This is a genomic window from Desulfotruncus arcticus DSM 17038 (genome assembly GCF_900113335.1).
Taxonomy (GTDB): domain Bacteria; phylum Bacillota; class Desulfotomaculia; order Desulfotomaculales; family Desulfallaceae; genus Desulfotruncus; species Desulfotruncus arcticus.
Genome location: NZ_FOOX01000003.1, coordinates 199,331 through 216,095, shown reverse-complemented (window position 1 = coordinate 216,095; position 16,765 = coordinate 199,331). Strand labels below are relative to the sequence as shown.

The following is a 16,765-nucleotide window of genomic DNA, read 5'->3' as shown; positions in this document are numbered from 1 at the left end:
CCGCTGCATCTAAGCGGGCTTATTTTAATCTTACCTCTGATTATATCTACTGAGTATACCTTCATATTATTGGGGACATACCTCGTACCTAAAACCACGACCACCAAGAAGAGGTGTGTCCCCTTTCCTTTATACCTTCATAGAAAGTGAAATTCTGCCGCTGCCGGCCTCCACTGACAGCACCTTTACTGTAACGGTGTCACCAACGGACACTACATCCAAGGGATGGCGCACATATTCCCGGCTCATTTCAGATATATGAACCAAACCGTCATTTTTAACCCCTATATCAACAAAGGCCCCGAAATCTACAACATTGCGCACTGCCCCTTTTAAAACCATCCCTTGTTTGAGGTCATCAATGTTTAGGATATCTGTTCTAAACAACGGTGGCGGCAATTCTTCACGAGGATCACGTCCGGGACGGGATAAAGCGTCCTTCACATCCTTTAGGGTGGGAACACCGGCATCCAGCTCTGCGGCAATTTCTTCTACGTTTAATCGCGCCAGCTTAGCCCTCAGGGATGTGCTTCCAATCATTTCCGGACCTGCTTCAATTAATTCAAGCAATTTGCCGGCCAGCTTATAGGACTCCGGATGAATAGGCGTGGCATCCAGCGGGTTTTTACCGCCTCTAATCCTTAAAAAGCCCGCACACTGTTCCATTGTTTTGGGTCCCAGCCTCGGTACTTTGGCCAACTGCCGTCGATTGATAAACTTTCCTTCCAATTCCCGATATTTTACTATATTTTCCGCAACAACAGCGTTAATTCCAGCCACATATTTAAGCAGGGCAGTGGAAGCAGTATTTAAATCCACCCCCACGTAATTGACCGCTGATTCAACAACTTTGGCCAGGTTCTCATCCAGCTTTTTCGGAGCCACATCATGCTGGTACTGACCAACGCCTATGGCCCTGGGCTCGATTTTTACCAGTTCGGCCAGCGGGTCCTCCAGGCGTCTCGCGATGGAAACCGCGCTGCGGGCCGTAACATCAAGCTGCGGAAACTCACCCGCGGCAAGCTTCGATGCCGAGTAGACGCTGGCTCCGGCTTCACTTACAATTACATAAGCCAGTGCTTCTCCTTGCCGCTCCTTGATAAAATCGGCTACAAATTGCTCGGTTTCGCGGGAGGCAGTACCATTTCCTATTGCAATAGCCTGCACTGCGTATTTATCTACCAGGCGGGTAAACTCAGCCTTGGCCTCTACAACCTTTTTTTGGGGTGGTGTGGGGTAAACCACTCCGGTTTCCAATAGTTTGCCGGTTTCATCCACTACAGCCCATTTACAGCCTGTACGGTAGGCCGGGTCCACCCCCAACACCACTTTGCCCGGAACAGGCGGCTGCAGCAAAAGGCTGCGCAGGTTGCGGGCAAACACTACCAGAGCCTGTTCTTCAGCCCTTTCAGTTAACTCATTGCGGACGTCCCGTTCCACAGCCGGAGCCACCAGCCTTTTATAGGCATCCACCACAGCCCTTTCCGCCAATACGGTTGTAATGGAATTTTGCTTAATAAAGCGTCGCTGCAGCCAGGTCAGGACTTCTTCCTGGTCCAACTCAATTGAAACCTTGAGTATGTCCTCTCTCTCCCCGCGGTTAATGGCAAGCACTCTGTGCGGCGCGACATTTAAAACAGGTTCCCGGTAATCATAATACATCTTGTAAACGGAATCGGAGCCGGAGTCCTTGGCCCGACTGACCAAGTACCCTTTTTTCCTGGTATAATTGCGCAGCCAACCACGCACATCGGGATCATCGGCCACTTGCTCCGCCACAATGTCCAGAGCCCCCTGAAGGGCTTCCTCAACAGAAGGAACGCCCTCTGACAGATATAGGGTTGCTTCATGCTCGGGGTTGCCTGATGCAGGAAAAGATAGAATGTATTCCGCCAGCGGCTCCAGACCCTTTTCCCTGGCCAGTCCGGCCCTGGTCCTGCGCTTTTGCCTGAACGGGCGGTAAATATCTTCAACTTCCGCCTGCTTAGCGGCAGTCATTACCCTCTTTCTGATTTCATCAGTGAGCTTGCCCTGCTCTTCAATAAGCCTAAGCACTTCGGTCTTGCGCTGCTCCAAATTCCTGTAATAGCTGACCAGTTCTTCCACACGCCTGATCTGCACTTCGTCCAGTTCTCCGGTAACTTCTTTGCGGTAACGGGCGATAAAAGGGACTGTGTTGCCTGCATCAAGCAATTTGACAGTGCCTTCCACTTTTTTACGGGGTAATCCAGATTCCCGGACTATTATTTCCAAAATACCTGCAGGTAAAGAATCCAACTAATGTCACCTCTCGAAACCAAACTACCTAATATTTTAATGTTTTTGGATCATGTTTAAAACCAGTATATTATAAAAAACAAGAAAACGCTTGTTTTTATCCTCCCGCCGGTACTTACCGCAGCAACATGAGGATCTTGCCATATTTGTGGTAAAAACCTCCCAAAGTCAAACAAACCCGGGTAGGAAAACCCCGGGAACTGATAAATGAGTATTGTGCTATTGCTTTTCATCATTTTCAGCCAGCAGCTCGGGCGGAAAGTTCCGAAAAATTCGGGAAGCGTTTATTGTTCCCGAAGGGTTTTCCATACTATCAACAATCCCCGGGCTGTCCTTCTTGATATCCTGATTAGAACTGCTTTTCTTTTTGTTCATATGAATCCCCTCTCGTATTTTTTAATACTATAGCCCAATAGTTTTTTTGTATTCTATTTAAACTTAGAAAATTATTTATATATTATCTAATGTTAGCGCCCCAGCCAACCAAGCCGCCGTATAACTTTGCCCAACAACCCGTATTCCAGGCTTACCGCTGCTTCCGGGCACATTTCGTGGCAGCAGTAACATCTGATACAAGCCCGGTCGTTAATAACAGCACGACCACCAACAATTGTCACCGCACCCTGGGGACAAGCACGACGGCAGGTTGCACACCCCGTGCAACGCTCACCCGGAACCGGACGGGGTGACAATGCCTGCTTAACCACAGGCGCCCACATCGATTGGTACCAGGCCAGCCTGTCCAAACCTCTGGCATCTCTGGAGACACCCTCAGGTTTTTTAAAGTCATCGACAGCAACATCCTCAACCGGTACCCCTGCAACAGCAATATCTTCAGCCCGCCCGGTCCACCAGGACCTCGCTGCCGCGGCACGCAACATCGGCACTGTCATAGGATCCATACCGGTAATTCTACAGGCAACAACATCCATAGCAACCGGATCTGCTGATGCCATGACTATTCCCAGCGGCCTGGGTTTCCCGTGCAGGCCGGGGCCGTCACCCTCCAATGCTAATATACCATCCATTAGATAAAGCACCGGCTTCAGGGCCCCAATAATATCAAGCAGCATTTCTGCAAACTGGTCACCGGTCTGCAGCTTGGCGTGGTAACCTGCTTTGGCTAATCCAGGTATGACCCCGAACATAATCTTGGTTGCCCCGGTTAAAGTGGTAAACATATGTGTCTTTAATTTAGGGACGGCAATGATAACGTCGCTCTCTATAACTGGTTTGATGACTTCCAGCCGCTTTATCAGTTTTCCTTCAGGATGGGGTAGCCCCACCACGGCAGGATCCCGGTTCAACGCGACAATACCCTTTCTTTCAAGTTCAGCCAGACCGGCTGCTTCATAAGCTCTGCTTAAGCCTGAAACAGTATAAGGTACCGGCCCGGGACTGTCCGCCACCACAGGCCTGCCTCCCGCCTCTTTGACGAGCAAGGCCAGCGCCCGAACCACAGACGGGTGCGTAGTAACAGCTTTTTCCGGCGGGGTAGCGCTAAGCATATTGACTTTCAATAAAACTCGCATACCTGGTTTTACAAACCTGGTGATCCCACCCAACAAATCTATACAGCGCCGAACCTCATCCTCCACGCGTCCCTCTTTATAACTGTTGCACCTGGCAATTCCGACCATCCCACTCACTAATAACATCCTCTCGTAGGCATAATTTCTACCCTATAATAACTCAAATTAGCTTAAGTTCTTTGTTAAATTTCATGTGATTGTATTTACATTACCAGCAAATCCATGTACAATTCTTGGAAACCAGTTTGACTGATAAATTACAAAGAAGGGGGCATATGATGAGCGTAAGGATTGGTATTAACGGCTTCGGTAGAATAGGAAGAAACGTTTTCAGGGTGTGCCAGCACAGGAAGGCGGAATTGGAAATTGTAGCAGTCAACGACCTTACCTCACCGGCAACCCTGGCCCATCTTTTAAAATACGATTCAGTGCACGGGAAGATAAACGCGGCGGTTTATGCTGATGAAGTAAATTTAATGGTTAATGATCAAAAGATTAAAGTATTTAATTATAAAAATCCTGCAGATATTCCCTGGGGGGAACCGGGGGTTGACATTGTTATTGAAGCCACCGGCAGATTTGTAGATAGGGAAAACGCAAGCTTGCATTTAAAATCCGGTGTCAAAAAAGTAATTATCAGCGCCCCGGGGAAAAAAGTTGATGCAACCATTGTTATGGGAGTAAACCAAAACATTTACGAGCATGAAAAACATGATGTAATATCAAATGCATCCTGCACAACCAATTGTCTGGCACCAATTGTAAAAGTTTTATACCAGAATTTTGGCATCGAGTACGGTATGATGACCACAGTGCACTCTTATACCAACGACCAGCAAATTTTAGATCTTCCCCACAAGGATTTAAGAAGGGCCAGGGCAGCAGCGCTTTCAATTATCCCAACTACTACCGGTGCCGCAAAGGCTGTGGGGAAAGTGCTGCCGGAGCTGGCGGGAAAACTTAACGGCTTTGCCATCCGGGTGCCAACTCCCAACGTGTCCATGGTAGATTTTGTAGCCCAGATTGAAAAAGCAACCGAAGCTCCTGAAGTAAACGCAGCGTTGCTTAACGCGGCAGAAGGAGAACTTAAAGGTATCCTGGGCTTTTCCGATGAACCCCTGGTATCCAGGGACTATTATGGAGACAGCAGGTCCAGTATCGTTGACGGGCTGTCAACTATGGTCATGGGAGGCAAACTGGTTAAGGTAATGGCCTGGTACGATAATGAGTGGGGTTATTCCTGCAGAGTAGTGGATCTGGCAGAATACTTGGCTGATTTTTTTTAATACTAAGTGAGAAAATAGTTCTGTAAGCACGGGGGAATAAAAAAAATGAAATACAGGCAGGGAACTACAGGGCGGGTTTTCGTAGCCCGGGTCGATCATGGAGAAGATCTTTTAGCTGAATTGAAAAATTTAGCTGATCATGAAAAAATAGAAGCGGGAATACTTTACGTCATCGGTGCGGTTAAAGAAGCAGCACTGGTGGTTGGACCCGCTGAATGCACCAAACCACCTGTTCCGGTTTGGCGCAAAATTGATGATTGCCGTGAAATGCTGGGCGTTGGAACTATGTTCCGCGACAACGGTGAGCCAGTGTTCCATTTACACAGCAGCTTGGGTAAAGGTGATACAGTATTAACAGGTTGTATTAGAGACGATTCGGAAGTATACCTGGTATGTGAGGTTATTATTGTCGAAATCACAGGAACGGGGGCAATAAAAACTTTTGACGCAGCCTCAGGCTTTAAAATGTTGGATTTTTAAAATAATGTGACTAACATAACACCGGCGACGTGGGCAGACTCACAGCTTACCCCATTGATTATAGATATAATTAAACCAGGTCAACTAACCAGGGGGGTGCTCATATGGATTTTTTTACCATTAAAAAGTGTTTTAATTGCCCCAATCGCCTGTTTGAATTAGATTTGCTGGAAGATGAATTCAGGAAAGTTATGTCTGCGTTAAAAGTAAATGAACGTTTGGCTGCCAGAGTAAATTCTTCCAGGCCAATGCACCACCAGATGTTTCACCTGGCTCTGGCCGGGTGTCCCAACGCTTGCAGCCAACCACAGATCAAAGATTTTGGTATTATAGGACAAGCTGTTCCTGAGGTTGATGGCAACTGCAACGGTTGCGGAACTTGCGCCAATGTCTGTCCGGAAAACGCTATATCAATTGAGGATCAAAAAGCCGGCATTAACCGAAAACTATGTTTAAATTGCGGACAATGTATCCGAGCCTGCCCAATAGAAGCAATGCTGGCTACAAAGTCCGGTTTTCAAGTATTGGCCGGCGGTAAGCTTGGACGTCATCCTCGCCTTGCTTCCAACCTGATTAATTTCACTAACGATGCCGGGGCGACAAAATCCCTGGAATTATGTTTAGATTTACTGTTTAATGAGGGACAGCCGGGTGAGCGTTTCGGTGATGTAATTGAAAGAACCGGTTTTAAACTTACCCCTCATCCTAATTAGCTGTCATCATAGCTTTAAAAACTGGCGGCAATCTCTTTAAATAGCAACCAATCATTCCCGCTGACTTGAGCGCCGCGCCTGGCCATCAACATATTGGCCGGATGCGCGGCGATGTCATACAGCGTGGTGAAAGCGGGCATAAAATCTACCCGCGTCATTAGCCTGTGCAGCATATCGCGGTATTGCCACAGGCTTAAATTGGTTCCCTTCAGATCCCAGTGCCGGTAACAGTGGAAACCAATTACAATGTATTTACCCCATATACTGTGGTCAAAGATATATTGTAAAAGATCGGTAGCGATGTGGCAGCGCCGCCATTTTTCACTCACTTCTATGGCTCCCATTTCCACCAAACTATCATGAAAACCCCAGTAGTGTTCATCATCCGGCTTATGGAAAGCTATATAACCAACAATAGTATTGTGACAGCGGGCAATATAAACCCGTCCCAGGGGAAGCCCACAAATGCGCAGCAGGGCTTGCAGCTGTATATCAGGAGGACGAAAATTACCCAACTGCCGGCATATTTGCAAGGTTTGCAATTTTTCACCTTCCACAGGACCTTCGATAACCGCACCGCGCCGGAATATAGGAAAAGCCGGCGCAGTGTTATACAAAATCTTTGTCTGATCAACCAAGGCGGTATTTTTCAACAGGATACCCAATGCCACAAGCCATCCCTTCTTTCCCCAAATTATAATATTATTTGCATCACCAGCTATTCATCTGTTAATTTTTCATATACAAACCTTCTCCCAAGGAGCGGTGGAATGATACCACCAGTTCAATCATTTCTTCACTGGAAATTTCCTTTAAAACCACCCATTTGTAAACAGCGTATTTAATAACGGACAGTATGGAGTGGCAGATGGGCTCAAGGGGTAGATTGCGAAAAAAACCGTACTTGATGCCGTAAGCAATGTTTTGTTCCACAAACTTCAAATACCGGTCGTCAAATTCCTTTAAACACTGGTCAACCGCCGGGCTAATGCCCACCACCCGGACATAAATTTCCGACAGCTCAGGATGACTTGCAAATACCTGCATAACCACTCGCTTGCTTTCCACAAATCGTTTATTAACATCCTGCTCCCGGTGGAAATAATCATTGACGTGATCAATTATTTGGTCCAAAAAATCTGTCAGCAGCGTCTTTAAAAGATCTTCCTTGTCAGTAAAATAACGGTAAAACGTGCTGGTGCCATAGCCCGAAGCGTCAATAATATCCCGAACCGGTGTATTAATATAGCCCTTTTGCGCAAATAACTCCGCAGCACAATCAATAATCCTCTGCTTTTTTGCTTCCATTTTTAAACGTACTTTTTTTGATGGCATAGGTACCATTAACAGTCCAGTCCCTTTTGGTAAAGAAGGAATATTCCTTCCGTTTTTAATTATATTATAGCATCGTTATTTTAAGGTCAATATATAATTGATGCTAATAGTTTAATTTATTCTTTTTTTTATCACGGCAACTATTTTTTAAAAAAAGGATTTTTACCGGTAGAGAGAAATATTAAGATAAAGGCTTCCTGATTAATCTCGTTAACCGCCGCTAAGACTCCCGCCTCTACAGGCGGGAGTTAAGCGGCGATAAACTCGAAATAAGTGCGACTAAGGTTCAGGTGGGGTTAAAACCCCACCTGAACCAAGTCTTCTTTATTGGAAAGAGGGTACCCCATGCAGCAAACCAAAGAAGAACGGGTGCACGAAGTTTTTGAAACAATTTATAACAAATATGACTTTATGAACTCGGTTATCAGCTTTCAGCGCCATAAAGCCTGGCGGAAAGATACAATGCGCCGCATGAACGTAAAAAGGAACCAATGGGCGCTTGATGTCTGCTGCGGAACAGCGGACTGGACTATTGCCCTAGCTGACGCCGTAGGACCCAAGGGAACTGTTTACGGGTTGGACTTCAGCCGGAATATGCTTAAAATAGGCCAGGAGAAAGTTAACGCTGCACAGCTACGCCAGGTAGAACTCATCCACGGCAACGCTATGCAATTGCCTTTTTCCGACAGCATCTTTGATTACGTTACCATCGGTTTTGGGCTCCGCAACGTTCCTGACTATATGCAGGTATTAAAAGAAATGAGCCGTGTGGCCAAACCTGGTGGCAAGGTTGTCTGCCTGGAAACATCACAACCCGGTTTGCCGGTGTTCAAGCAGGTTTACTATGCTTACTTCCGGTTTGTTATGCCGCTGCTGGGGAAGCTTTTTGCAAGCAGCTACGACCAGTATTCCTGGCTGCAGGAATCAGCCAGGAATTTTCCGGACAGCAAGGAGTTAGCTGAAATGTTCCGTTTGGCCGGGCTCGAAAAAATTGAAGTCAAGTCTTATTCCGGCGGGGTTGCAGCCATGCACATGGGCATTAAACCTTAGCTGCGATATTACTAATTTTTACCACTTATTCAAAGGGTATTTTGACTTTTTAACGGGTACCATACACCATAAGAGGGGAATTCAAATTGCCCAAACCAAAAAAGAATACTATGACCAACAAAGAAAGTGAAACCATCAACCAGGGCTTAACCAGAAAAGAGGAACTGAACAGAGTAAGGGGTTACACTAAAATTGTGGATCCGGAACGCAGTCCGGAAAACAAATAAGGCAAAGCGCCCGCAGCAGGGCGCTTTAATTCGAGTTTTTGATCAAATCTTCTATCTGTGCTAAAATTTAAACATATGTACAAAACTAAAAGATTGGCAGGTGGGATCTATGAGTTTTTTTGATGAAATCAGGGAGAGTATTTTATGGGACTTCCGTCTGGAAGACGAATTTAAAAACAGGCGAATTGGCTATGCTTTTGTGATTGATGTTTGCAATAAAAACCCTGTGTTAGCCATCTACATGATTAAAGAACATCTTAGCAAAACTCAACCGCTGTTGGACCAACCACCCGTGGAATTAATGATTAAGGCTATAGAGGAACAGGGCGGCAACATTAATCAGGACCGCTTATTCAATATTAATTCCGAGCTGCGAAACTGGCTGGAAGAAAATATTTTTAGTTAATAAAATCGTAAAATATGGATTTTGCGATAAAGTTTATGTTATAATTAATTTGTTAATAGTTTATTTATTAAAAAAATGGGGCGATGTTTTATGAAACTAACCGAAGAAGAAAAAAAAGCGGCAGCTGAAGCTACCCAAACAATCTTGCAAGGACTTGACCAGGGCGATAAGGGACACATCATACCCGTGTTGCAGCAGGTCCAGGGTAAGCTGGGTTACGTTCCACAAATCGCCATGGAAGAGGTGGCCGCCCATTTCGGTGTGCCGCCCGTAGACATTTACGGAATAATTACATTTTATAACCAGTTCCGTCTTACACCTCCCGGCAAAAACCAGGTAAAGATTTGTATGGGTACCGCCTGTCACATGAGAGGCGCCCACATTATTCAGGAGTCCTGGGAACGCCGGCTGAATATTAAAGTTGGAGAAACCACCGAGGACCGTGAATATAGTTTGGAACGGGTGGCCTGTGTGGGCTGCTGCACCATGGCTCCGGTAGTTGTCATCAACGAGGAGGTACACGGTAAGATCACACCTACCAGGGTTGACGGGTTGTTGTTCTCCCATCAACTGGATAAGCGGAAAATGAAAGAAGGCGATGCCAACAATGGGTAACAATAATAATGCTGCTGTTGTTTCGGCCGCTTTTGAACAATTAAAAGCCGCCGCCCAACAAAAATGGGAACAATTGCACTCCAAGCCACTTATTTTGGTGGGCGCCGCCACCTGCGGCCGCGCCGCCGGAGCGTTAAGCCTGCTTGAAGAAGTACAAACCGAACTCCAAAAACTTCAGTTGGAGGCCAATGTACTGGAAGTGGGCTGTATGGGACACTGTTACGCCGAGCCGGTGATGGTTATTTATAATGAAGGATTCCCTACCATTTGCTATGGCTACGTTAAAGAGGGCGTTGGCGCCAGGATAATCCGCGACTACCTTACCGAAGGCGACCCGGGCATCGAGTTTGCGCTGGCGGCCATTGAACCCAACGATTTTTTCCCAACCTTCCAGGACTTCCCCCGCGGCGTCTATGAAAATAAAATAGTCATGGAACAGTGCGGTTTTATTGACCCCCGGGATATTGACCATTACATTGCCACGGGCGGATACAGCGCACTGGTTAAAGCGCTGGAAACTACACCTGAAGAAACAATCGAAACTGTAAAAGCTTCCGGGCTGCGGGGGCGCGGTGGTGCAGGTTTTCCCACCGGAGTCAAGTGGGAAACTTGCCGCAGTTCCGCGGGCGATCAAAAATATGTCATCTGCAACGCAGATGAAGGTGATCCCGGCGCATTTATGGACAGGACTATCCTTGAATCCAACCCGCACCTGTTAATCGAAGGCCTGGCTATTGCCGCCCGGGCCACCGGTGCCGAAAAAGGCTATGTATATATCAGGGCCGAGTATCCCCTGGCCGTAGAGCGGGTCGCCCTGGCAGTCCAAACAGCCAAAGAAAAAGGTCTGCTGGGCGAATCAATCCTGGGCAGTGATTTTAACTTTAACATTGAGCTGTTCCAGGGCTCAGGTGCTTTCGTTTGTGGTGAAGAAACCGCACTGATCGCATCGATGGAAGGCCAGCCCGGCATTCCCAGACACCGTCCGCCATTTCCGGCAATATCCGGGCTCTGGGGTCAACCAACCGTTATCAACAACGTTAAATCACTGTCTTACGTGCCTCATATTATTAACAGAGGAGCCGAGTGGTTTAGGAGTAACGGCACGGAAAAGAGCCCGGGCACGGCTATTTTCGCACTGGCCGGAAAAGTGGTAAACACCGGCCTGGCTGAAGTGCCTATGAGCACTACCTTGCGCGAGCTCATTTTTGATGTGGGCAGCGGCATAGCCAACGGCAAGAATTTTAAAGCTGTGCAAATCGGCGGGCCGTCCGGTGGCTGCCTGCCCGAAGAGGCCATGGATACACCTATTGACTTTGACTCTTTAACCAAAGCCGGTGCCATGATGGGATCAGGCGGCATGGTGGTGCTGGACGAGGATGACTGCATGGTGGAAATCGCCAGGTTTTTCCTTGATTTCACCCAAAAAGAATCCTGCGGCAAGTGTACTTTCTGCCGTTTAGGCACCAAGCATATGCTGGACATTCTGGAGAGAATCACCAAGGGACAGGGCAAACCTGAGGATATTGATATGCTGATGGAGTTGGCTTCCAAAGTTAAGGAAGGGTCACTTTGCAACCTGGGTAAAACAGCACCTAACCCGGTGCTAAGCACCCTTAAATATTTCCGTGCGGAATACGAAGCCCACATCAATGAAGGCCGGTGTCCCTCGCTGATGTGTAAAGATTTAATAGCCTATTATATACTGCCGGACAAGTGCGAACGCTCCTGCGACGCCTGCGTGGGAAGCTGCCCGGTGGAAGCAATATATGACAACGAAGACCGCATCAAGGTTATCAACCAGGAGAAATGCGTAAAATGCGACAGCTGCATGGTAGCCTGCCCGCCTCAATATAAGGCCGTGATCAAAGTTTCTCCCCCTTATAAGGTAACTGAAATGGATCAAGAGAGGGGGAAAAAATAATGAGAGAAATAACTATTACCATTGACGACAGGCTAATAAGCGCCCGCGAGGGTGACATACTATTATGGGCAGCCCTGGACAACGGTGTATACATCCCCCACCTGTGCGCCCACCGGGAAGAGCTTAAACACCCTTCAGCATCCTGCCGGCTGTGTTTCGTGGAGGTGCAGGGACGCCCCATGCCGGTTCCGGCCTGCACTGTAAAGGTATCCGACGGGTTAGTGGTCAATACCCGCAGCGAAAGGGTTGACGCTCTAGTGGCGGCCGGGTTTGAGCTAATTATGTCCAACCACCGGCTGGATTGCAAAAATTGTGCTGCCAACGGCAACTGCGGGTTACAGCGAATTGCCAAAGAACGCAAATTAAGATTAAAGCCGAAAAACCTGCCGGTTCTGGAAAGAGACCTGCAGGTAGACAGCAGCGCCGACGGCATCGTTTACGATCCCAATAAATGTGTCCTTTGCGGGCATTGCATACGCTCCTGCCGCAGCGACGGAAAAGGTATTTTAGGCTTTACCCGGCGCGGCTATGATCGAATCGTCACCACCTTCGGGGACGTACCGTTGGGAGAAAGCGGCTGCAACAGCTGCGGTGCATGCGCCAGCGCCTGCCCCGTGGGAGCCTTTGCCCCAAAATAATAAATAGAGCCCTCTGCTGAGATTATATTGCAGAGGGCTTTCCTTATAGTTCTTACTTGGTTATTACTTAGTTTTTACGAACGCTAAAGCATTTAAGTGTATCGATTTTCCAGCAGGTCATGCCTACCTTTCCGTCATACTGCCCTTGTGTTGGAGCAAGCTCAAGCACTAGTGGAATATGATCCGTGACAACTTTTTCTTCCTCACTTGTTGCGCTAACCGGAACCACGGCGTGGTGACTGTCGGTATATTGCAAATCACCGACCCGGGGGCCGTCTAATATAGCCACAAGACTTGTTTTTAAATCCTTGATAATCTGATTCAGCGCGTCTTTTAAAAAATTTTCATCTTCCGCTAAAAGTGAAATGGCCCCAAGATCAGCATTTCCCAGAGCAAAAAACCACATACCAAGGAAATAACCTTTTCCCCTGCTATCCAGCAAGTTCCAAAATGTTATAGCATCTTCGCTTGCTATAGCTACCAAGAAATTATTAACAACCCCTGCGCCATTATCGGAATACGTCAAAAACTTCACCCCGTAAAATATCATTTATAGTTACAAATCTTATATGATGTTAAACTATAAAGCAAGCGTTATTTACTCCTGGCGAGGCTGTATTATTTTACTCACAGCGGGGTTAAGTTCGGGCAAGTCTACATACCGCCTAACTGTAGGAACCATCCGCCGGGAAATGGACGTCAGCAGCTCGCTGGGGGGAGCATATGCATTAGCCCTCTTTTTAACTTTGGCTTTTTTTTTCCGGACCTTTTTTACTTTTACCTGCTGAGCCGGTACCGCAGAAATGACTTCCACAGGTTCAAGGGCCGCTGCAGCTTCAAAAACAGCCTCAACTTCCAAGGAAGTTGTTTTAGTTTCCAAACCGACCGTTAAGTCATTAGCCTTAGCGTCTTCATCACCTTTTCGGTCATTGTTATCCGCAATGTTATTATTAATAGATAACTTCTTAAGTTGTTCCCGCAGGCTGCCTGCTTCCGACATCACCAGTTTCAGTCTGAGGACATCATCAGGCCTGCCGCCCTGTTCAGCGGCCCGGTCAATTAAATCCGAACTTAACACCATCCAATCAAACAAGCTCTCAAAATTTTTGTCTATATCTTCCATCAATGACCTTGCCTTTTTGACCAATGTCAAGCCAAGCCAGGCCTGCTCCTCCAATAAGCTTTGCAGTTCCTGTCTTTCGCTGTTACAAAGCTTACCCATCCGGGTCCCCAACTCCTCAAGGCGAAGAATGACTTCTTCATACCTTCTAAACAACATCCCAGCACCTCCGTTAGCGTTTCTTCAATAACCATATAATAGTAGATTTTAGACATTTTTACATAATTTACCTGCCTATGCAAAAAAAATTATGCTAAATTATTTTTTTTCTTAATCTCTTCCTCGTCACCAATGCGCTTATTATTAAAAAAACCACGCAGCAGAACAACCCCTAACCAAACTCCTGATATGCCTGTAACCACCGGATCAGCAAAAAAGCTAAAGGGGAAAGCGTTTCCGCCGGACTGCAGCCAATAGGGACCCGGCACTATGCTTAAAATGGCCGCGGGTATACCCTGCAGCACCAGCAAGTCCTTGTTGATCTTAACCTCAATCACCCAACCCCAAAAACGTCCCAGTTCAATTAACATTCCCGCCAGTACTGCGGTGGCGGATAAGAATATAGAAATCCCCCATTCACCTTCTCTGCCGGGAATACTCATATATTTGCTATAATAAAAAAAAGTATATACAAGCAAGAAAACTGCAACTCCTATTATTAGCTGCCCAGCGGCATATCGCTCTTTTTTCAACTATCATCACCCTGCCTTGGTACTAGTTATAGGTCAGGCATTGGTCTGCGCCTAACCATAGGAGGCCAAAGATTTTTTGAATCTAGTGTTTGAAATGCAGTTAAGAAACGGGTTCTAAGTTCAGGATACTGCTGGCTTAATCCTGAAACCAAACTTTTCATCTCTTCCCTTTTTGTTTCACCATTTACCGGGCAAAGGCTCTTTACAACCGGCAAATTCTCTCTGCCAGCAAAAGTCTCTACTGTCTGCCCTGTAAGGTAAATCATCGGTCTGATTAAAGTAATTCCACTCCTGTCCATAAATGTAACAGGTGAAAAAGTCCTGAATTGGCCGGTAAAGATCAGGCTCATAAAAAATGTTTCAATGGCGTCGTCCAAATGATGACCCAGGGCCAATTTGTTTAAGCCAAGGTCCCGGGCGGTATTATTTATTGCACCCCTGCGTAAATTTGCACACAGCGCACACGGGTTTTTTTCATTACGATCATAAAAAACCACTTCACCAATATCTGTTATTTTATTAGTAAAGGGCACGTCCCGCTCCTGACAGAATCTTTCCATTACATCAATTTCCACCGGCCATCCCGGGTTTACATAAATGGCGTGGAGCCGGTAGTCTACAGGCACTTCACGACGGATTAAATTTAGCACATGGAGAAGCGCCATGCTATCTTTTCCACCGGACAGCCCTACGGCTATTTTGTCCCCGTCTTCAATCATACCATAATTAGTAATAGCTCGTTTAACTTTACCTTTGAACCATTTTAAATAAGAATCTTTCATTTTTAAAGCCACCTTTATAAAACCGGTAATTTTCGCCCGCCCCACGGACATTATTGGCGAAAGGCCCTGCAGTGATAACTGATTTAGGATATCTACCGGTTGTCTGGGATGCTGGTTGGGGAAAAAAGGTATATAATAATGATGCCAATAAAGAAGACTTGGTTCAGGTGGGTTTTTGACCCCACCTGAACCTTAGTCGCACTTATTTCGAGTTTATCGCCGCTTAACTTCCGCCTATTGAGGCGGGAGTCTTAGCGGCGGTTAACGAGATAAACTGGTAAAAAGATTACTCTTTATGGTAACATAACTGCTTCAAGCATGTTAAATTAAAAGGATGGAATAACAATGAATTATAATCTATGTGTTGTGCAATTTGACCGCAGTACCCGCGAACCTGACATAAACGCACATAAAATGATACAAATAATCAAGGAAGTCAAGGAAGCCGATTTTATACTGCTGCCGGAAGACTGGCTTGGACCTCTTGTCGTTGATGAAGACTACCACATGTCGGTTATTGATCAACTGCAAAATTCATTGCCCTCCGAGGATACTTTATTAGTATCTGGAGCACAATACCTTCGGCAGCCGGAAGTAATTATATCCACAGGTGCGTTTGTTACTAAAAAAAGAACAGTTTTTTACGATAAAATCTTTCCTTCCCATGCCATCGGTGAAAGAAATTTTGTCACTCCCGGAACAAAACAGCCTGTCTTTGAACACAGGGGTATAATAGTATCTGCAGTTGTTTGCGTGGATTTATTTTACCCTGAAATTGCAAGGGAAATGGCACTCAGGGGAGCACAAATTATTTTTAATCCCGCCAACATCCCTGCCGGCCGCATGGACCTCTGGCAGCACATAGGTATCACGCGGGCTGCGGAAAATACTGTTTTCCTGGCTATGGCCAACAACACTCGGACCAGTTACCCCGACGGTCGCAGGGTAGCAGGCGGAAGCTTTGTTGCCGGTCCTGACGGAATGTTTTTCAGTACGGCAGGCAACGAACCCGGTTTGCTGAACACAGTAATAGATATTTCAATGATTGAGCGAGTTCGCTATCGCTGGAAATATCTTGCTGATATAGAGGATAAGCGACACACCCCCTATTCGGAGAATTAACGGTCAGGGAACAGGATAACTGGACCAAATTATAACAGAGTTTGCTCTTTGTGAAAACATCTCGCTTTAACCCGATAAACCTCCGTCTTAAATAAATAAAACCCCTTAATTAGGGGCTTTATTTACTGCATTATGCTTGGGCGATCCAGTTGGAGCCACTGTTATTGTCCCAGTTATTGGCACTGTCTTTAAAACAAAAGGTGATGGTGTGGTTTTTCATCGGAACAGCCTTTTCCCAACCCCTGGTTGTACGGTCCATCCCTATGGTAGTCACATCCCTCCAGTTTTGGGGGTCACCGTAACCACAATGGATAAAAACCCTGTCAGCTCCGGACTTGCTTAGTAACCCATCATAAGTAATATTAATTTGATTACCAAAGGTCGGATTTACTTCAACGCATCTTTCCATGTCTTTCCAAGACTGCAAATGCAACACCTCCATTTGTTTTTAATTTAAAACCGGAAACATTAATTATATTGCTTTTTTTTATTTCATTTATACGTGGAAAAATGTAATATGTAGTTACACATGCTGAATAGTGACAATATATATAATACAGTTTTCAATA

21 protein-coding genes are annotated in these 16,765 nt (G+C 46.2%); 12 read left to right on the top strand and 9 right to left on the bottom strand.

Features of this window, described 5'->3' with window-relative positions:
- Positions 1–129 precede the first annotated feature (129 nt).
- The 3 genes from BM056_RS05815 to BM056_RS05810 form a co-directional block, all read right to left on the bottom strand.
- Positions 130–2,277 carry a Tex family protein gene (locus BM056_RS05815; RefSeq protein WP_435050951.1) on the bottom strand — a complete coding sequence of 716 codons (2,148 nt, stop codon included), beginning with the start codon at positions 2,275–2,277 and terminating at the stop codon, positions 130–132.
- A gap of 219 nt (positions 2,278–2,496) precedes the next feature.
- Positions 2,497–2,652 (bottom strand): hypothetical protein, encoded by a 156-nt coding sequence (locus BM056_RS26095; RefSeq protein WP_165613398.1) that lies wholly within the window; start codon positions 2,650–2,652, stop codon positions 2,497–2,499.
- Between the two features lie 92 nt (positions 2,653–2,744).
- Positions 2,745–3,917 (bottom strand): DUF362 domain-containing protein, encoded by a 1,173-nt coding sequence (locus BM056_RS05810; RefSeq protein ID WP_238456334.1) that lies wholly within the window; start codon positions 3,915–3,917, stop codon positions 2,745–2,747.
- A 170-nt stretch (positions 3,918–4,087) separates the two neighbouring features.
- On the opposite strand from BM056_RS05810, the gene gap reads away from it, so the two are divergent.
- The 3 genes from gap (at position 4,088) to BM056_RS05795 (ending at position 6,288) form a co-directional block, all read left to right on the top strand.
- Positions 4,088–5,095: a type I glyceraldehyde-3-phosphate dehydrogenase gene (gene gap, locus BM056_RS05805; RefSeq protein ID WP_092469638.1), complete on the top strand. Its 1,008-nt coding sequence runs from the start codon at positions 4,088–4,090 to the stop codon at positions 5,093–5,095.
- 45 nt (positions 5,096–5,140) lie between these two features.
- Entirely contained in the window at positions 5,141–5,575 is a 435-nt protein-coding gene (locus tag BM056_RS05800) for a PPC domain-containing DNA-binding protein (protein WP_092469636.1), read from the top strand.
- Positions 5,576–5,679: 104 nt separating this feature from the next.
- Positions 5,680–6,288: a 4Fe-4S binding protein gene (locus tag BM056_RS05795; protein WP_092469635.1), complete on the top strand. Its 609-nt coding sequence runs from the start codon at positions 5,680–5,682 to the stop codon at positions 6,286–6,288.
- Between the two features lie 14 nt (positions 6,289–6,302).
- Here BM056_RS05795 and BM056_RS05790 read toward each other — a convergent pair whose 3' ends face one another.
- On the bottom strand, positions 6,303–6,959 hold the full coding sequence (locus BM056_RS05790; RefSeq protein ID WP_092469633.1) for a GNAT family N-acetyltransferase: 657 nt from the start codon (positions 6,957–6,959) through the stop codon (positions 6,303–6,305).
- Positions 6,960–7,017: 58 nt separating this feature from the next.
- Positions 7,018–7,596, bottom strand: a complete 579-nt coding sequence (locus BM056_RS05785; RefSeq protein WP_238456325.1) for a TetR/AcrR family transcriptional regulator — start codon at positions 7,594–7,596, stop codon at positions 7,018–7,020.
- Between the two features lie 372 nt (positions 7,597–7,968).
- Here BM056_RS05785 and BM056_RS05780 point away from each other — a divergent pair, with 372 nt between their 5' ends.
- The 6 genes from BM056_RS05780 to BM056_RS05760 all read left to right on the top strand — a co-directional run bounded on the left by BM056_RS05780 (position 7,969) and on the right by BM056_RS05760 (position 12,480).
- Entirely contained in the window at positions 7,969–8,673 is a 705-nt protein-coding gene (locus BM056_RS05780) for a demethylmenaquinone methyltransferase (RefSeq protein ID WP_092469631.1), read from the top strand.
- Positions 8,674–8,759: 86 nt separating this feature from the next.
- On the top strand, positions 8,760–8,900 hold the full coding sequence (locus BM056_RS26090) for a hypothetical protein (protein ID WP_165613385.1): 141 nt from the start codon (positions 8,760–8,762) through the stop codon (positions 8,898–8,900).
- A 109-nt stretch (positions 8,901–9,009) separates the two neighbouring features.
- The gene (locus BM056_RS05775; RefSeq protein WP_092469629.1) at positions 9,010–9,306 is read left to right on the top strand and encodes a DVU0772 family protein; all 297 of its coding nucleotides are present in this window, start codon (positions 9,010–9,012) and stop codon (positions 9,304–9,306) included.
- 90 nt (positions 9,307–9,396) lie between these two features.
- Entirely contained in the window at positions 9,397–9,921 is a 525-nt protein-coding gene (gene nuoE, locus BM056_RS05770; protein ID WP_092469627.1) for an NADH-quinone oxidoreductase subunit NuoE, read from the top strand.
- Positions 9,914–11,842: an NADH-quinone oxidoreductase subunit NuoF gene (locus BM056_RS05765; RefSeq protein WP_092469624.1), complete on the top strand. Its 1,929-nt coding sequence runs from the start codon at positions 9,914–9,916 to the stop codon at positions 11,840–11,842. The genes nuoE and BM056_RS05765 overlap by 8 nt, the downstream gene beginning before the upstream one ends.
- Positions 11,842–12,480: a 2Fe-2S iron-sulfur cluster-binding protein gene (locus BM056_RS05760; protein ID WP_165613396.1), complete on the top strand. Its 639-nt coding sequence runs from the start codon at positions 11,842–11,844 to the stop codon at positions 12,478–12,480. Before BM056_RS05765 ends, BM056_RS05760 begins: the two co-directional genes overlap by 1 nt.
- Before the next feature lie 67 nt (positions 12,481–12,547).
- Here the strand turns inward: BM056_RS05760 and BM056_RS05755 are convergent, their stop codons facing one another.
- Positions 12,548–13,006: a hypothetical protein gene (locus BM056_RS05755; RefSeq protein ID WP_092469620.1), complete on the bottom strand. Its 459-nt coding sequence runs from the start codon at positions 13,004–13,006 to the stop codon at positions 12,548–12,550.
- Positions 13,007–13,078: 72 nt separating this feature from the next.
- Positions 13,079–13,759, bottom strand: a complete 681-nt coding sequence (locus BM056_RS05750) for a hypothetical protein (protein ID WP_092469618.1) — start codon at positions 13,757–13,759, stop codon at positions 13,079–13,081.
- Between the two features lie 415 nt (positions 13,760–14,174).
- Here BM056_RS05750 and BM056_RS27590 point away from each other — a divergent pair, with 415 nt between their 5' ends.
- Positions 14,175–14,318: a tetratricopeptide repeat protein gene (locus BM056_RS27590; RefSeq protein ID WP_353740143.1), complete on the top strand. Its 144-nt coding sequence runs from the start codon at positions 14,175–14,177 to the stop codon at positions 14,316–14,318.
- Here BM056_RS27590 and BM056_RS05740 read toward each other — a convergent pair whose 3' ends face one another.
- Entirely contained in the window at positions 14,319–15,074 is a 756-nt protein-coding gene (locus BM056_RS05740) for a tRNA lysidine(34) synthetase (RefSeq protein WP_092469946.1), read from the bottom strand.
- Between the two features lie 53 nt (positions 15,075–15,127).
- Here BM056_RS05740 and BM056_RS27190 point away from each other — a divergent pair, with 53 nt between their 5' ends.
- Positions 15,128–15,253, top strand: a complete 126-nt coding sequence (locus tag BM056_RS27190; protein ID WP_274377523.1) for a hypothetical protein — start codon at positions 15,128–15,130, stop codon at positions 15,251–15,253.
- Positions 15,254–15,419: 166 nt separating this feature from the next.
- Positions 15,420–16,196, top strand: coding sequence for a carbon-nitrogen hydrolase family protein (locus BM056_RS05735; RefSeq protein ID WP_092469614.1), 777 nt, complete (start codon positions 15,420–15,422; stop codon positions 16,194–16,196).
- Between the two features lie 130 nt (positions 16,197–16,326).
- Here BM056_RS05735 and BM056_RS05730 read toward each other — a convergent pair whose 3' ends face one another.
- The gene (locus tag BM056_RS05730; protein WP_238456333.1) at positions 16,327–16,632 is read right to left on the bottom strand and encodes a carbohydrate-binding protein; all 306 of its coding nucleotides are present in this window, start codon (positions 16,630–16,632) and stop codon (positions 16,327–16,329) included.
- Positions 16,633–16,765: the final 133 nt, after the last annotated feature.

Coding starts and splice junctions, on each gene's coding strand:
- BM056_RS26095 (WP_165613398.1), bottom strand. CDS start 2,652: ATGAACAAAAAGAAAAGCAGTTCTAATCAGGATATCAAGAAGGACAGC.
- BM056_RS05810 (WP_238456334.1), bottom strand. CDS start 3,917: ATGGTCGGAATTGCCAGGTGCAACAGTTATAAAGAGGGACGCGTGGAG.
- gap (WP_092469638.1), top strand. CDS start 4,088: ATGAGCGTAAGGATTGGTATTAACGGCTTCGGTAGAATAGGAAGAAAC.
- BM056_RS05800 (WP_092469636.1), top strand. CDS start 5,141: ATGAAATACAGGCAGGGAACTACAGGGCGGGTTTTCGTAGCCCGGGTC.
- BM056_RS05795 (WP_092469635.1), top strand. CDS start 5,680: ATGGATTTTTTTACCATTAAAAAGTGTTTTAATTGCCCCAATCGCCTG.
- BM056_RS05785 (WP_238456325.1), bottom strand. CDS start 7,596: ATGGAAGCAAAAAAGCAGAGGATTATTGATTGTGCTGCGGAGTTATTT.
- BM056_RS05780 (WP_092469631.1), top strand. CDS start 7,969: ATGCAGCAAACCAAAGAAGAACGGGTGCACGAAGTTTTTGAAACAATT.
- BM056_RS05775 (WP_092469629.1), top strand. CDS start 9,010: ATGAGTTTTTTTGATGAAATCAGGGAGAGTATTTTATGGGACTTCCGT.
- nuoE (WP_092469627.1), top strand. CDS start 9,397: ATGAAACTAACCGAAGAAGAAAAAAAAGCGGCAGCTGAAGCTACCCAA.
- BM056_RS05765 (WP_092469624.1), top strand. CDS start 9,914: ATGGGTAACAATAATAATGCTGCTGTTGTTTCGGCCGCTTTTGAACAA.
- BM056_RS05760 (WP_165613396.1), top strand. CDS start 11,842: ATGAGAGAAATAACTATTACCATTGACGACAGGCTAATAAGCGCCCGC.
- BM056_RS05750 (WP_092469618.1), bottom strand. CDS start 13,759: ATGTTGTTTAGAAGGTATGAAGAAGTCATTCTTCGCCTTGAGGAGTTG.
- BM056_RS05740 (WP_092469946.1), bottom strand. CDS start 15,074: ATGAAAGATTCTTATTTAAAATGGTTCAAAGGTAAAGTTAAACGAGCT.
- BM056_RS05735 (WP_092469614.1), top strand. CDS start 15,420: ATGAATTATAATCTATGTGTTGTGCAATTTGACCGCAGTACCCGCGAA.